Genomic DNA, 16,943 nt, shown 5'->3' with positions numbered 1-16,943 from the left:
GTTCGCAAGTATATTTTAAATCTTTTTCAAATCTGTCGCAGATTATTGAGTAGATTTTTATTAATTTTAGGGCTTTAAGCTGATTAATCATATATTTAAATGTGCGTTAGATACACTATAAATATACTGATTATCAGCTTATTAATCTGATTTTTAAACAGATATTTCTTTCTTTTTTAACCCTTGATTCGCATATATTATTAACACTAACAAAAAAAAAGTCCAAATATGCGATTATTTACAACCAATATAATTAAAAATATTTTTAACAATTTTAGCGGTTAAATACCTGAAAAGTAGGTGTGTAAAAAATATAAACACAAAAAATACTTGTTTTTAAAAATAGACAGAATAGAAAAATAAAAATTATATTTATAAAAATAAGCTAGATTATGCTTCAAAATTGTACACATTAACTTCCGCAACACAACTTATATCAATTCTTCATCACAATAAAGTTCAAAACACAATTACTTAACCACTGAATTATCATTAACTGGACCTCCTAAAAGTGTCGATAAAGCTAGTACGGTAAATAAAATATTATAGAAATATCTTATTTGAATGCTAATGCAGTATTCAAACAATTGAGAAATAACAACGCTTTCAAAATATTTTTTAGTACTGTTCGATAAGCGGACTAAATTTACAAAAGAGCAGTATTTCTAAAAAAAAATGATAAAAATTACACTGATTTTTACCGTTTTTTTTTAAAAGATTAAAATAGAAATTCAGGATAATTGCTTCGCCAGATCGAGTTCCTCATGTTGTGGCAGCAAAAATTGACTGGTAGTCCGAACGGAAAGTCATGTTATTTTTTATCCTTTTTTTGTTTTTGTAACTTGAATCTAGGGTTTAAAAAAACGTAAAACCTAAATATTTAAAACTTCCTGCCTCAAAGGACAGGAAGAAAAAATAACAATTTAGTCTTTGATACAACGAACACTATTACCGAATTAACGCATGTAATAAATTCCAGCCTTTGCATTATTTGTAAAGAAGCTAAAAAGCACATCAGCACCACTCACATAACTACTTCAATGTAGCTGTGGCTCCAGTAGCATTAAAGCGTATTTCGGCTAAAATTACACGATACACTTCTATCTAAAACAAAATTTGAGTTGGCAACTACTAAGGGAGTCCCTGAAGCAGTAAGTACAATATCCTGAGATCCAGTTCCTGCAAAAGAGCCAGAACCCGTAAAAGTCACCCCATTAGCACTAGCCGAAATACTATAGGCACCCACTCTATCAACCGTTGCCGTTATGGTTTGGGTTACCCCAGACACAGGAGTACCCACAGTTAAGGTACCCACTGAATTAGTAGAACAGCTATACGCCGTGACAACAGCAGTAGCTCCCGAGGATTCCTGAACCCCACAACCGTTATACCAGGTAGTCCCATCAAACCACTCTAAACAATTTTTGGTCGTATTATAAATCACTAAACCCGCCATTGGCGACGCAATCGCATCACGTTGAACCGTAGTTAAACCAGGGGGCAAAAAACCTTTGGTAGTACTTTTTAATTCCAGTACTGCCGAAGGGTCAGGCATAGGTGTACCAATACCTATTTGCGCTTTTGCCATAAAACAACTCAGCGATAGCATTGCTATTAAAATATTTTTCATCATTTTTTATTTTTTTTAAAAAATTATTTAACTTAAAAACCGTAAAACTAAATATTTAAAACTTCCTGCCTTAAAGGCAGGAAGAAATTAAAAAAATTAGTCTTTGATACAACGAACGGAAGCACCATAAGAAGTATCAAAGTTATTCCCAACATATGCATTAGACTGCATATACTCCATATAAAACATCTTTGCGGAATTAAAAATTGAATTACTAGTCCAATATACAGCGTTATTACCAGCATTATTGTCTAACCTACCATCTCTAGAATTCCGATAACCTGAAAGAACAAACTTATGAATTGAAACATAAGCCCTATAGCTTCCTGAAATATGATACTCATTTATCTCTGCCGTGAATTCAGTATCTGTGGGTATTCTATATCCTGAAGGACAAGGATTATTGATACCGGAAACACCCTGCCATAAATTGGAGTTTGGTGTTGAACGCCAGTTTCCATTCAAACTATCACCCAATATGAATAATTTATTAACTGGACTATCAGTTAATGATTTATCATGCGTTATTGATTGAAGCGGACTTCCATTTGCAGAATTAGACCAATTCATACCCGCATGACCGTCATTACCTCGACCCCATTGATACAAACACCCATAAGCCAGAAAATCCTTCTCGTAAGTTGCAGCCCGACTGGCACCTAAATTCCTGTCCATCCAGGTCTTTCCTGTACTCGAAAGAATATCTACCACTGTAGTAGGTGCAGACCCATCACATATTGCATAACCTCCAACAGGACCTGCTGCTATAACAACTCTAGGAAAATTAGCAGATGGTGTAGTTTCTAATGTAAAATTATTAACGCCTGCTACCGCAGGTGTCCCCGCAGCAGTAAGCACGATATCCTGTTGTCCTGTTCCTGTAAAAGTTCCAGAACCGGTAAAAGCTACGCCATTAATAAAAGTGGTGATAGTGTATGTACCAATACTATCTACTGTAGCCGTTATCGTTTGGGTTACACCAGATACAGGAATACCAACAGTTAAAGTACCTGTTGATGCTGTAGTACCTATGTATGCCGAAACAACAGCCGTACCTCCTGAAGATGCATTTGAACCAGTCGCTAAAATTGTTCTAGGAAAACTAACAGTAGGAGTTGTGTCTAATGCAAAATTCGAGATCTCAACTACTACAGGAGTACCTGTAGCGGTAAGTATAATATCCTGTTGCCCTGTTCCTGAAAAAGTGCCAGAACCTGTAAAAGTTACACCATTAGCAATAGCGGTAATAGAATAGGTACCAACACTGCCTACAGTAGCTCTTATCGTTTGGGTCACCCCAGACACAGCGGTACCGGCAGTTAAAGTTCCTGAGGATACCGTACTAATATAACTTGTCACAACAGCAGAACCTCCTGAAGTTGCACTGACAATTACCCTAGGAAAACTAACTGTAGGAGTTGTGTTTAAAACGAAATTAAAAGTTCCTACTGCTATAGGAGTTCCTGTAGCAATAAGTACAATATCCTGTAATCCTGTTCCGGAAAAAGTGCCAGAACCCGTAAAAGTTACCCCATTAGCAATAGCTGTAATAGAATACGTACCAACACTGCCTACTGTAGCTGTTATCGTTTGCGTTACCCCAGTTGCAGGAGTACCAGCATTTAAAGTACCTGATGATGATTTACTACTATAACTTGTCACAATAGCAGTACCTCCTGAAGTTGCACTGACAATTACCCTAGTAAAACTAATGGATGGAGTCGTGTTTAATGCAAAATTAGAAGTCCCTACTACTACAGGAGTACCTGTAGCCGTAAACAATATATTCTGTGATCCTGTTCCTGTAAAAGTGCCAGAAGCTCTAAAAGTTACACCATTAGAAATGGTGGTAATATTATATGTACCTAAGCTGCCTACTGTAGCCGTTATGGTTTGAGTTACCCCAGACACAGCGGTACCAGCATTTAAAGTTCCTGCTGATGATTTATTACTATAACTTGTCACAACAGCTGTACCTCCCGAAGTTACACTGACAATTACCCTAGTAAAACTAAGTGTAGGAGTCGTGTTTAAAGAGAAACTCGAAGTCTCAACTACTACAGGAGTTCCTGTAGCAATAATCACAATATCCTGTGATCCTGTTCCTGTAAAAGTGCCAGAACCCGTAAAAGTTACCCCATTAGCAATAGCGGTAATAGAATAGGTACCAACACTTCCTACTGTAGCCGTTATGGTTTGAGTTACCCCAGACACAGCGGTACCCGCATTTAAAGTTCCTGCTGATGATTTATTACTATAACTTGTCACAACAGCAGTACCACCCGAAGATAAATCAATAGAAGAGACTATTGTTCTAGGAAAACTAAGTGTAGGAGTAGTGTTTAAAACAAAATTTGAAGTCTCAACTACTACAGGAGTACCTGTAGCAATAAGCACAATATCTTGTTGCCCTGTTCCTGAAAAAGTGCCAGATCCCGTAAAAGTTACGCCATTAGTGATAGTAGTAATATTATACGTACCTACACCTCCTACAGTTGCTGTTATGGTTTGGGTTACCCCAGACGCAGGAGTACCAGCAGTTAAAGTACCTGATGATGATTTATTAGTATAACTTGTCACAACTGCTGTACCTCCCGAAGATCCATTTGAACCAGCATCTAAAATTGTTCTAGAAAAACTAACGGATGGAGTTGTGTCTAATATAAAATTGGAAGTTCCTGCAACTACAGGTGTACCTGTAGCGGTAAGCACAATATCTTGTTGCCCTGTTCCTGAAAAAGTGCCAGAACCTGTAAAAGTTACACCATTAATGGTTTTCGTGATATTATAAGTACCTATACTGCCTACTGTAGCCGTTATCGTTTGAGTCACCCCAGATGCAGGAGTACCAGCAATTAAAGTACCTGTTGATGCCGTAGCACCCGTGTATGCCGAAACAACAGCTGTACCTCCCGAAGATCCATTTGAACCAGCATCTAAAATTGTTCTAGAAAAACTAACGGATGGAGTTGTGTCTAATATAAAATTGGAAGTTCCTGCAACTACAGGTGTACCTGTAGAGGTAAGCACAATATCTTGTTGCCCTGTTCCTGAAAAAGTGCCAGATCCCGTAAAAGTTACGCCATTACTAATGGTAGTGATAGTATACGTACCTACACCTCCTACTGTAGCCGTTATCGTTTGGGTTACCCCAGAAACAGTGGTACCCGCAGTTAAAGTTCCTGCTGATGATTTATTACTATAACTTGTCACAACAGCAGTACCACCTGAAGTTGCACTGACAATTACCCTAGAAAAACTAAGCGTAGGAGTTGTGTCTAATGTAAAATTAGTAATACCAGACGCTACAGGTGTACCTGTAGCTGTAAGCACAATATCCTGTTGCCCTGTTCCGGTAAAAGTTCCAGAACCCGTAAAAGTTACGCCATTAGTAATAGTAGTAATATTATACGTACCTACACTTCCTATCGTAGCTGTTATGGTTTGGGTTACCCCAGACGCAGGAGTACCAGCAGTTAAAGTTCCTGATGATGATTTATTAGTATAACTTGTCACAACTGCTGTACCTCCCGAAGATCCATTTGAACCAGCATCTAAAATTGTTCTAAAAAAACTAACTGCAGGAGTTGTGTCTAATGTAAAATTAGTAATACCCGCTACTACAGGTGTACCCGTAGCTGTAAGTATAATATCCTGTTGCCCTGTTCCTGAAAAAGTGCCAGATCCCGTAAAAGTTACACCATTAATGGTTTTCGTGATATTATAAGTACCTATACTGCCTACTGTAGCCGTTATGGTTTGAGTCACCCCAGATGCAGGAGTACCAGCGGTTAAAGTACCTGTTGATGCCGTAGCACCCGTGTATGCCGAAACAACAGCTGTACCTCCCGAAGATCCATTTGAACCAGCATCTAAAATTGTTCTAGAAAAACTAACGGATGGAGTTGTGTCTAATATAAAATTGGAAGTTCCTGCTACTATAGGAGTACCTGTAGCGGTAAGTACAATATCCTGTTGTCCTGTTCCTGTAAAAGTACCTGAACCGGAATACGTTATGCCATTAATGGTTTTCGTGATATTATAAGTACCTACACTGCCTACAGTAGCCGTTATGGTTTGGGTTACCCCAGACGCAGGAGTACCAGCAATTAAAGTACCTGTAGATGTCGTAGCACCCGTGTATGCCGAAACAATACCTGTACCTCCCGAAGATCCATTTGAACCAGCATCTAAAATTGTTCTAAAAAAACTAACGGATGGAGTTGTGTCTAATACAAAATTAGAAACACCTGCTACTACAGGAGTACCTGTAGCTGTAAGCACAATATCCTGTTGCCCTGTTCCTGAAAAAGTGCCAGAACCTGTAAAAGTTACACCATTAATGGTTTTCGTGATAGTATAAGTACCAACACTCCCTACTGTAGCCGTTATGGTTTGGGTTACTCCAGTTGCAGGTGTACCAGCAGTTAAAGTTCCTGTAGATGCCGTAGCACCCGCGTATGCCAAAACAATACCTGTACCTCCTGAAGATCCATTTGAACCAGCTGCTAAAATTGTTCTAGAAAAACTAACGGATGGAGTTGTGTCTAATACAAAATTGGAAGTTCCTGCTACTATAGGAGTACCTGTAGCGGTAAGTACAATATCCTGTTGTCCTGTTCCTGTAAAAGTACCTGAACCGGAATACGTTATGCCATTAATGGTTTTCGTGATATTATAAGTACCTACACTGCCTACAGTAGCCGTTATGGTTTGGGTTACCCCAGACGCAGGAGTACCAGCAATTAAAGTACCTGTAGATGTCGTAGCACCCGTGTATGCCGAAACAATAGCACTACCACCTGAAGATACACTAGTACCAACGATTGCCGCTACAGTTGTACGGGGAAAACTAATGCTAGGGGTTGTATTTAAAACAAAATTTGAGGTCTGTACTTTTAAAGGTATTCCTGTAGCCGTAAGTACAATATTCTGTTGTCCTGTTCCTGTAAAAGTTCCGGAACCGGTATACGTTACACCATTGGCTATAGTCAAAATATTATAAGTACCAATACTGCCTACAGTAGCCGTTATCGTTTGGGTTACCCCTGATGCAGGAGTACCAGCGGTTAAAGTACCTGTTGATGTCGTAGAAGGGCTATACCCCGAAACTACAGCAGTACCATTTGAAGACCCTTCAACACCTACTGCTACAATTGTTCTAGGAAAACTAATGCTGGGGGTAGTGTTTAAAACAAAATTTGAGGTTTCTCCTTTTAAGGGAGTACCTGAAGCGGTAAGCACAATGTTCTGGGGTCCTGTTCCGGTAAAAATACCAGAAGCTGTAAATGTTACGCCATTGACAGTTACCGAAATATCATAACTACCAACCTTACCCACTAAAGCCGTTATGGTTTGAGTAACCCCTGATGCAGAATTTCCAACAGTTAAAGTCCCTGATGATGCAGTAACACTACTATACCCCGAGATAACAGCACTTCCTCCCGAAGAGCTATCGATACCACAGCCGTTATACCAAAAAGTACCATTGTACCATTCTAAACATCTTCTACTGGTATTATAAATCATTAAACCTACCTTTGGAGATATAATCGCATCACGTTGAACGGTCGTTAAACTAGGGGGCAAAAAACCTCTAGTAGTACTTTTTAATTCCAGTACTGCTGAAGGATCAGGCATTGGTGTACCAATACCTATTTGTGCTTTTGCCATAAAACAACTCAAAAATAGCAATGCTATTAAAATATTTTTTTTCATTTTTCTGTTTTTTATTAAAAAAGGAAATTTCTTTTTTTCTAAACACTACTTTTCTTTTATGGTATTATAAGAGAGAAAGGTATCTTACAAAACGTAAAAAAAAACTTAGTTACTGCTTATCACAAACCAATTTGTACCATCCGATTGAAGTACCCAAGTTTGCAACCATAATCCTCCTGAAATGGAGGTCATCGTATCGATTGCTCCAGCAGCTGATTTTATGATCACATTATTATTAGAAGTATCAATTTTTTTAATGTTAAATTTTTTTCCTAATGACAATACCGCTGAAGGCAAGGTTACCGTCACTGCATTGGAAGTTGCATCTACTAAGATGGTCTCGTCAGTAGTTAAAGCATCGTAACTACTAGTTTTTGTCACAATTGAAGAAATTGACAATGCCTTTGTTACATCATCAGTATTCACTATTCTATTCCATTTATTATTAAGCCAATAATAATAACCAGGCTTAACATCAGCAATTAGCTGTGTATTGTAAACCAATAAACTTTCTACATTACCATTTGAAATAGTTGTACTATCATTGGTTCCCTTCAAAGGGACTCTAGAAATCATAACTCCTTTATTATTTGCAACCACATCTAGCATTGTAGATGCGTTAGGAGCAAGTGTTCCTACTCCAACCTGTGCATACGTTGCTGTTCCAAAACCAAACAACAGTACTAGTAATTTTTTTTTCATCATTTACTACGTTAAAATTTAATTCAAATTTTATATTAAAAAAAGTAAAAAACACACTACCAAGTAATAAGTGATTCTTTTTGAGAAATATGTGAAATCACAATTAAATCCAGACTATCCTAGCTGTTACAATTCATATTTCGACAAAATTCATGTCCCAAAAATTTCAAAATAATTTCTTCTATTTAAAATTCGACCGAATAATTACTGGAAAAACATTTTAATTATTTCATTAATTTCACAACTATTTTGTGTTGCGGATTATTTTTTTTGGAAATATTTCTACATTTAAAATACGTAATTATTAAAATAATTCTGAAGAACAATACACTTTCATTCAACGCTCTATTCATTACAAATAATAAAATCAGTCATAATTTTTTTTCACTTACAACACAAAACAAAACACTTATTACCCAGAGTAAAAAAGAAAAAATTTAATAATTTAATTTTATAGAAATTACAATTTTTTAAGTTAAAATTTTAAGCTAAACACAACAAAAAACTGGAAAATGTACACTATTGAAGATCTAAAAAAAGTAATAATAATTACTGAAATGAGTGATGAAGAAATTAAAGAGGCATTAGATTATGTGAATAAAATGAATGAATGAAAAAAAATAAATTGAGCAAAACAGTAATAATATTAGCAGTAATACTAGCAACGTGTAATTCATATTCTCAAACCGAAAAAGATAACTATATCTCTTTTTCAGGAGGATTAGATTTAAGAAATGCAATTATTGGGAGTGATCCAACTAATGATAAATCAGCCATAAATTATAATTTACAATTTTCGATGGTTGATCGAAATGTAGAAGTATCTGTTGGTTATGAAAGTTTCAATAAAATACAATTTGATAAATATTTTATAGGCTTAGGGTACCATTTCCCATTATATTTATATGCTTTTCAAAGAAGTATCAAAACTACCTTTATTCCCAGTATAGAACCCACTCTAATAAACAGATGGGGTACATGGGGAGGAGGAATAAGTTTTAACGAACCTTCTTCTCATTTATCAATTGGTACAAATCTATCTTTTAGATGGGATGTTAATGATAAATTTGCTTTTGAGTATTCCTTAAATGCTTTACCCAGAACGGACTTAAAAGCAAAATATGGCGATTTATCAGCTAAAAACAGATTAAGTATCGATGGAGTAGGAATTATAGGTTCAAGCTTTGTAAAATTCATATGGAAACTTCCCACTTAATTGACATTATTTAAGATAGTTATAGATAACCCGTAGGTATTTCAAACATAGAAAAGTAATTAACTTAATTTATAAAATTAAATTTAAAAGTATCATTTTTTTGTTATTCTCCAATAATATACAAAGCTGTAAATCCCTTATCAACAATAAAATAGCCCTCATTATCCAAAGTAATTTTATCAAATACAACTTCAACGTTATCAATTTCTATTGTTTTGACTTTAAAAGGAAGTCCAATCAAATTTAATTTATACTTAGAATAATTAGTGTCGTATTTTCCTTCTTTATGCAACTGAATGATCAGTTCCTTCTCTTTTCCGGTTGCTTGAAAAGACAAAAAGCTATACCGTCCTTTTTTATAATCATATCCATCTTGCGCATCTTCATACACTACTGATTTTTCTTTTCCTTCGTGATAATAAATATCCAGTGTTAACTCATCAAACTCCAGTTCGCCAACATATTGTTGAACCGGATATTTAGGAATGATTGCTCCTGCTTTTACAAAAATTGGAATTTCATCAAACTTAGTACCTACCCATATTTCTTTTCCGCCATTGACCAATTCGTTGGTCCAATAATTATACCATTGTCCACGAGGAATATACATGCGCCTTCCTACTGAATTAGGTTCTAAAATAGGACAAACAAGAATTTGATTTCCAAAAACAAATTCGTCATTTCTATAATGCGTTTGAATATCTTCCTGATCATAATATACTAATGGCTTCAACATAGGAATTCCTTCCTCAATATATTGCCAAAACATGGTATATAAATAAGGTAATAATTGGTATCTTAAATTCACGAACTTTCTAGTGATATTGATCACTTCTTCATCAAAAGCCCATGGTTCCTGATCGCCGTGATCTCCTGAAGAATGAGTTCTGCAAAAAGGATGAAAAACACCCAATTGAATCCAACGGGCATACAATTCGCCTGATGGTTGTTCTGCAAATCCACCAATATCTGATCCTGTAAAACCCATACCAGATAGAGACATACGTTGCACCTGAATATTTGCAATCCATAAATGTTCCCAAGTGGCTACATTATCTCCAGTCCAAGAAGACGTGTACCGTTGTGCTCCTGCGTATGCTGATCTTGTTATTACAAAGGGTCTTTTTGGATATGCAAATCGTTTCACACCATGATAGGTTGCTCTGGCCATTTGTGTACCATAAATATTATGTGCTTTTCTATGACTGCAAGGGTTTCCGTCGTAATCATGGCGCACATCCATTGGAAATGTTTTATTAGGAACCTCCATTACTGCGGGTTCATTCATGTCATTCCACACTCCTTTTACTCCAATTTCCGAAATTAATTCTTTGAACAATCCAGCCCACCACTCCCGTACCGCAGGGTTTGTATAATCCGGAAAATTACATTCTCCCGGCCATACTTTTCCTTTCATGTATGGACCGTCAGCTCTTTTGCAGAAATAATCTTTTTCTAAAGCTTCTTGATATACCGAATATTCTTTGTCAATTTTTATTCCCGGATCGATAATTACAACTGTTTTGAAACCATCTTCGGCTAATTCAGCCACCATTCTTTTTGGATCCGGAAAATATTCTTTGTTCCAAGTAAAACATCGAAAACCTTCCATATAATCAATATCCAAATACAGTGCGTCACATGGAATTTTCAACTCTCTAAATTTAGCTGCAACTTCTTTTAAATTGCTTTCCGGATAATAACTCCATTTGCATTGGTGGTATCCAAGTGCCCAAAGTGGTGGCAATTCTGGCTTACCGGTCAAATCAGTATACGTTGTAACCACATCTTGCATTTGGGGTCCGTAAATGAAATAATAATTCATTTCTCCACCTTCAGCCCAATAACTGGTTACATTTCTTCTTTCGTGACAAAAATCAAAATAGGTTCTAAAGGTATTATCAAAGAAAATACCATAGGATTTCTTGTTTCGTAATCCAATATAAAATGGAACAACTTTGTATAAGGGCTCTTGATCTTTTTGAAAAGCATATTGATCTGTTGCAAAATTTTCCAGTCTTTTTCCCTTCAAATTCATTTGGGTTGCTTTGTCGCCAAGTCCGTAAAAACATTCCCCGTCTTTTGAAGCCTTACTCATTTTGACAATGTTACCGCCATATTCATAGCTTTCTTCCCAATGAAATCCAAGCTCATCTTCTAAAATAATATTTTCTTCTAGATCATAAATAGATACTCTCATGTCTATTTTTTGAATCCTGCATTGTACTTTACTGGTTTTTATCTGATAATACTCTTCTGCTTCAGAAACTTCCAGAAAATTATAACCATGAGAATGACTTTTATCAATTGCATAAGAAAAATCATTGCTAAAATACCCTTTTGTTGTAAATCTAAATCGGATTAAACTATCTCTTAATATGGTTACTTTCAAGATGACACTATTATCGGTATGAAAATAGATTGAATCAACTTCCTGTTCAAAAGAAATTATTTTTGTGGGATATAAATCTCCCTTATATTCTAATTCTGTATTTGTAATCATGTTTTATGGTATTAATTTTAATCTTTTTCTAGCATTCAAACTTACGAAATTACTTTGTAAACAGTTATATGTGTGGGGTTTATTAACGAAAACGTTATAGTTTTTAGACACTTAAATTTAGAGATAAATAGGTGTGTGTTTTTAAACAAAGAAGGTAAGAGATTAGGAGTTAAAATCAAAAAAAACGATAAATCAACACTAAATTTAAATTAGTTGTTACACCTACATAATTAAGCTTTAAATACTCTTAATCTCTAATTCTCATTGTAATCTGAAGTTCTCTTAACCTCTAAATCGTTTTGTTAAAAATTATCCGATTTTAAAAACAATAACACTTAACGGCGGCAATAACAATTCAGCAGAATAATCTCTTCCATCATAAGGCAATGACTCAATTGCTATTTTTGTAGTATTAGAAACGCCGCTTCCTCCATAATTTGAAGCATCACTGTTAAAAATTTCTGTCAATTTTCCTTTTTTAGGTAAACCAATTCGATAATCAGGGCGCACCACTTGCGTGAAATTACACACTACAATTATATCGTTTTTTAGATCATTTCCTTTTCGAATGAAAGACATCACCGCATTTTGATGATCCGAATAATTAATCCATTCAAAACCTTCCGGACTGAATTGTTTTTCATATAATCCAGGTTGTGTTTTATACAATTTATTCAAATCTGTAATTAATTTTTTTACGCCTTCATGATAGGGATATTGCAATAAATGCCAATCTAAACTTCCTTCAAAATTCCATTCGTTGCTTTGTCCAAATTCACTTCCCATGAACAATAATTTAGTTCCGGGATGCATAAACATGTAACCATAAAGTAATCTTAAATTCGCAAATTTCTGCCATTCATCTCCTGGCATTCTTCCTGCTATAGATTTTTTTCCGTACACCACTTCATCATGCGAAAGCGGCAACATAAAATTTTCCGAAAAAGTATAGGTCATTGAGAAAGTCAAATCATTTTGATGGTACTTTCTGTACACCGTGTCTTTTTGAAAATATTCCAAAGTATCGTGCATCCAGCCCATCATCCATTTCATTCCAAAACCCAAACCTCCGATAGATGTTGGTCTCGAAACCATTGGGAACGAGGTACTTTCCTCAGCTATGGTTTGAACGCCTTCATAATTTAGATACACGGCTTCATTAAATTCTTTCAGGAAACTAATAGTATCTAGATTTTCTCTTCCACCGTAAATATTAGGTTCCCATTCGCCTTCTTTTCTGGAATAATCCAGATACAACATCGAGGCGACGGCATCTACCCGCAAAGCATCCGCATGGTAATGTTGCAACCAAAATAACGCATTACTAATCAAAAAAGAGCGAACCTCATTTCGTCCATAATTGAAAACTAAACTTTTCCAATCTGGATGATAGCCTTTTTTACGATCTGGATGTTCAAAAAGATTGGAACCGTCAAAAAATCCTAAACCATGTGCATCATCTGGAAAATGAGAGGGTACCCAATCCAGGATTACTCCAATTCCTGCTTCGTGCAATTTATCTACTAAATGCATGAATTCCTGTGGATTCCCAAAACGGGAAGTTGGTGCAAAATACCCCACTAATTGATAGCCCCAAGACGGATCGTATGGATATTCCATGATGGGCATGAACTCCACGTGCGTAAATCCAGTTTCTTTTATATAATGTACTAAATCTTCGGCAAATTCTAGATACGTCAGAAAGCGATTATCTTCTGCATGCCGTTTCCAGGATCCTAAATGGACTTCATATACTGAATAAGGCTTGTCTAAACCATTGTGGTTCTGACGCGTTTTCATCCAGTTTTTGTCTTTCCATTGATACTCTAAATCCCAAACTACTGAGGCAGTGTGTGGTGGTTTTTCACAATAAAAAGCAAACGGATCCGCTTTCTCTGTTATGATTCCACCATTATTAGATTGTATTTTATATTTATAGGTTGTCCCTTTTTTGATGTTTGGAATAAATCCTTCCCAAATGCCAGAGGAGTCCCAGCGAACTTCCAACAGATGTTTACCTTGTGTCCAGAAATTGAAATCCCCAACTACAGAAACAGACTGAGCTGTTGGCGCCCAAACCGCAAAATAAACACCGTCTGTTCCATCAACTGAAAGAAGATGTGCACCTAGTTTTTCATACAGACGAAAATGTTTCCCTGATTTGAATAATTCAATATCGAAATCGGTAAAAAGGGAATGCGAGATAACTTTGCTCATATAACAATTGTATGCTTCTGCTTCGTGTAAAAATCAGAATATTAGTGTAAGAAAAACAGTTTTTAGGGTTACTTAATAATGTAATTGTCTGGTATAACTGCTCCTTTTTTGATAACAACAATTCCATCTTTTATGGCATACAACTCATTAGAAAAATCTTCTAGATGGTTTCCACCATTGATATATACATCATTACCAATTCTGCAGTTTTTATCCACGAGAGCATTACTTATAAAACATCTTTCCCCAATTCCAACCAATTGTCTGTCGCTTTTAAGATCTTCATTCATATCATCAATATTCTGATAGAAATCATTACCCATTACGTAGCTGTTTTGAATGATAGTTCCCTCCCCTATTCTGGATCGAATACCAATTACAGAACGATTAATTTCTTTGGCATTCAAAATGCAACCTTCTGAAATCAATGATTTATCAACCATTGTTTTTTGGAATTTTGATGGCGGCAATAATCTTGGTCTGGTATAAATTTTATTAATATCATCAAATAAATTAAATTTTGGCAAGTCATCCGTAAGTCCAATATTCGCTTCAAAAAAGGAATCTATATTACCAATATCCGTCCAATATCCTTCATATTGATAACTTAAAATCTTTCTGTGGCCTACCGCTTGCGGAATAATTTCTTTGCCAAAATCTTTGGTTTCTTTATTGGACATGATATCGACCAACAGTTTTTTGTTAAAAATGTAGATTCCCATCGAAGCCAAGTAATTTTTTCCTTCACTTTTCATTTGTTCACTCACATCCGATTCCCAATCCGGTAATAATTCCTTCGCTGGTTTTTCGATAAAGGATTCAATACAGCTTTCGGAGTTTGTTTTTAATATCCCAAATTCAGGCGCATCTTTAGCATTTACTGGCAAAGTAGCAATAGAGATATCAGCTTCGTTCTTAATGTGTTCTTCTAACATATCGTTGAAATCCATTTGGTACAACTGATCTCCGGAAAGTATCAACGCATAATCGAAATCATGGTTTAAGAAATGAGGCATACATTGTCTTACGGCATCGGCAGTCCCTTGAAACCAGGTTGGATTATCAGGAGTTTGTTCAGCAGCAAGAATATCAACAAAGGCATGGCTAAAAATACTAAAGTTATAGGTGTTTTTTATGTGTGCATTCAGGGAAGCCGAATTAAATTGTGTCAATACAAACATTCTGTAAATATCTGAATTCATACAATTTGAAATAGGAATATCAACCAATCGGTATTTTCCTCCTATTGGTACAGCTGGTTTTGATCGTGATTCTGTCAAGGGATACAATCTTGAACCTTGTCCTCCACCTAAAATAATTGCAATAACATTTTTCTTTTTGGGTTTCATTTCTTGTTGCTTATTAGTTTGTACATTTCTATATATTCCTGACAAACACGCTCCCATGAATGGTCTGTGTTCATTCCTATTTTTCTAATTTTGTTCAGATGTTCTTTATCATCATATAAATTGACGGCTCTTTGAATAGAATAACAAACATCACCAACTGTGGCCTGATCGTGGCAAATTCCGTTTCCGTCATCGCCAAAATCAACAACTGTGTCTCTTAACCCACCAGTTCGTCTCACAATGGGAATTGTTCCGTAGCGCAACGAATACATTTGGTTTAAACCGCAAGGCTCTACTCTGGAAGGCATTAATAAAAAATCAGAACCGGCGTAAATCAAGTGTGCTAATTCTTCATTATAACCAATAAACGTATTGTAATTTCCTTTGTAATCTTGTAGCAAAGTATTCAATTGTTTTTCAATAATTGTACTTCCGGATCCTAAAATCAAAATATTAATTTGTTGATAATTCTCAGATAAAGCAAGAGCTGCGGCTGGTGGTAATAAATCCCCTCCTTTTTCTTCTAATAATCTTCCAATAAAACTAAAAAGTGGTTTTGTTGGATCTAAATTAAAGAGTTTGCATAATTTTTCTTTATTTTCCTGTTTTCCTTTTTCAAAATTTTTAATCGAATAGTTTTTTTCTATCATCGCGTCTTTTTCCGGATCCCAAACTTCAATATCAATTCCGTTCAAAATCCCTTTAGACTTATACCGAACCAAATTAAATAGTGATTCCAGACCATTTGCTGAATAGTTGATTTCATTTAGATAATTTGGAGAAACTGTGGTAACAGCCCAAGCACATTTTATGGCTACTGCCAATGAATTAATGCAATTATCCCATTCTAAAACATTTACGTGAGCCAAATCAAATTCGGGTAAATAATATAATTTATTAAACCCAAACTGCCCTTGGTATAAACCATTATGAATGGTAATCATGGAAGGAATATTTCGTAATTTTTCGTATTTGTGACAATACAACATCATAAATGGAATCATACCTGTATGATGATCGTGACAATTAATGACATCAGCAACTTCGCTTCTGCCTGTAATCCAATCCAAAGTGGCGATCTGGAAAGACAAAAAACGTTCAATATCATCTTCGTAACCATACACGTCTTTCCTGTCGAATAAATCCGGAATGTCAACCAAATACAATTCAAATCCTAGTTGGTCTGTTTTTTCTTTTAGAATACTATACGGAAAATTAAAATTTCCAAGTTTTACAGAACTCCAATGAACACATTCAAACTCATTTTCTTTTTTAAACTTTGTATCATAACAAGGTATTACAACCCTTACACGATGCTCTGCATTGTTTTGATATTTTGGTAATGCGCCAACTACATCAGCTAAACCTCCTACTTTTGCAACAGGATAACACTCTGCACTGATATGAAATATTTCCATGTATGAACTTTTGATATTTTTAATTAATTTTAACCCCTATTTTAGTCTTTTATATAAATACGCCTGAAAACTTTCTAAAAAATACTACTTTTATGTTTTTCTAAATTTACTAAAAAAATTTTTAGTACATGACAAAAAAGATATTTCATTGAAAACCAATTAAATAAGCAACAATAAAATAGGATAAAAG

Annotated in this window: 8 protein-coding genes; 1 reads left to right on the top strand and 7 read right to left on the bottom strand. The window is 35.4% G+C overall.

Annotated elements, in window-relative coordinates; all coding sequences use genetic code 11:
• Positions 1-1,063: 1,063 nt before the first annotated feature.
• The 3 genes from EKM05_RS14205 to EKM05_RS14195 all read right to left on the bottom strand — a co-directional run bounded on the left by EKM05_RS14205 (position 1,064) and on the right by EKM05_RS14195 (position 8,053).
• Positions 1,064-1,633: a hypothetical protein gene (locus EKM05_RS14205; protein WP_126556356.1), complete on the bottom strand. Its 570-nt coding sequence runs from the start codon at positions 1,631-1,633 to the stop codon at positions 1,064-1,066.
• 93 nt (positions 1,634-1,726) lie between these two features.
• Complete coding sequence (locus EKM05_RS14200) at positions 1,727-7,348, bottom strand: FISUMP domain-containing protein (RefSeq protein WP_126556354.1); 5,622 nt, start codon at positions 7,346-7,348, stop codon at positions 1,727-1,729.
• Positions 7,349-7,453: 105 nt separating this feature from the next.
• Complete coding sequence (locus EKM05_RS14195) at positions 7,454-8,053, bottom strand: hypothetical protein (protein WP_126556351.1); 600 nt, start codon at positions 8,051-8,053, stop codon at positions 7,454-7,456.
• A 622-nt stretch (positions 8,054-8,675) separates the two neighbouring features.
• On the opposite strand from EKM05_RS14195, the gene EKM05_RS14190 reads away from it, so the two are divergent.
• Positions 8,676-9,266, top strand: coding sequence for a hypothetical protein (locus EKM05_RS14190; protein WP_126556348.1), 591 nt, complete (start codon positions 8,676-8,678; stop codon positions 9,264-9,266).
• Positions 9,267-9,369: 103 nt separating this feature from the next.
• Here EKM05_RS14190 and EKM05_RS14185 read toward each other — a convergent pair whose 3' ends face one another.
• The 4 genes from EKM05_RS14185 to EKM05_RS14170 form a co-directional block, all read right to left on the bottom strand.
• Positions 9,370-11,769, bottom strand: coding sequence for a glycoside hydrolase family 31 protein (locus EKM05_RS14185; protein ID WP_126556345.1), 2,400 nt, complete (start codon positions 11,767-11,769; stop codon positions 9,370-9,372).
• 309 nt (positions 11,770-12,078) lie between these two features.
• Positions 12,079-13,986 carry a 1,4-alpha-glucan branching protein GlgB gene (gene glgB / locus EKM05_RS14180; RefSeq protein WP_126459777.1) on the bottom strand — a complete coding sequence of 636 codons (1,908 nt, stop codon included), beginning with the start codon at positions 13,984-13,986 and terminating at the stop codon, positions 12,079-12,081.
• Positions 13,987-14,054: 68 nt separating this feature from the next.
• A complete protein-coding gene (locus tag EKM05_RS14175; protein WP_126556343.1) occupies positions 14,055-15,335 on the bottom strand; it encodes a glucose-1-phosphate adenylyltransferase in 1,281 nt (426 codons plus the stop codon).
• Entirely contained in the window at positions 15,332-16,753 is a 1,422-nt protein-coding gene (locus EKM05_RS14170; RefSeq protein WP_126556340.1) for a glycogen synthase, read from the bottom strand. Before EKM05_RS14170 ends, EKM05_RS14175 begins: the two co-directional genes overlap by 4 nt.
• Positions 16,754-16,943 lie beyond the last annotated feature (190 nt).

This window comes from Flavobacterium sp. GSP27 (genome assembly GCF_003970395.1).
GTDB lineage: Bacteria > Bacteroidota > Bacteroidia > Flavobacteriales > Flavobacteriaceae > Flavobacterium.
The sequence above is the reverse complement of the archived record's forward strand: the minus strand, read 5'-3'. Positions and strand labels throughout refer to the sequence as shown.

Excerpts from the sequence above, each read along its gene's own strand:
- glgB (WP_126459777.1), bottom strand. The coding sequence starts at position 13,986 with ATGAGCAAAGTTATCTCGCATTCCCTTTTTACCGATTTCGATATTGAA.
- EKM05_RS14185 (WP_126556345.1), bottom strand. The coding sequence starts at position 11,769 with ATGATTACAAATACAGAATTAGAATATAAGGGAGATTTATATCCCACA.
- EKM05_RS14175 (WP_126556343.1), bottom strand. The coding sequence starts at position 15,335 with ATGAAACCCAAAAAGAAAAATGTTATTGCAATTATTTTAGGTGGAGGA.
- EKM05_RS14170 (WP_126556340.1), bottom strand. The coding sequence starts at position 16,753 with ATGGAAATATTTCATATCAGTGCAGAGTGTTATCCTGTTGCAAAAGTA.
- EKM05_RS14200 (WP_126556354.1), bottom strand. The coding sequence starts at position 7,348 with ATGAAAAAAAATATTTTAATAGCATTGCTATTTTTGAGTTGTTTTATG.
- EKM05_RS14195 (WP_126556351.1), bottom strand. The coding sequence starts at position 8,053 with ATGATGAAAAAAAAATTACTAGTACTGTTGTTTGGTTTTGGAACAGCA.
- EKM05_RS14205 (WP_126556356.1), bottom strand. The coding sequence starts at position 1,633 with ATGATGAAAAATATTTTAATAGCAATGCTATCGCTGAGTTGTTTTATG.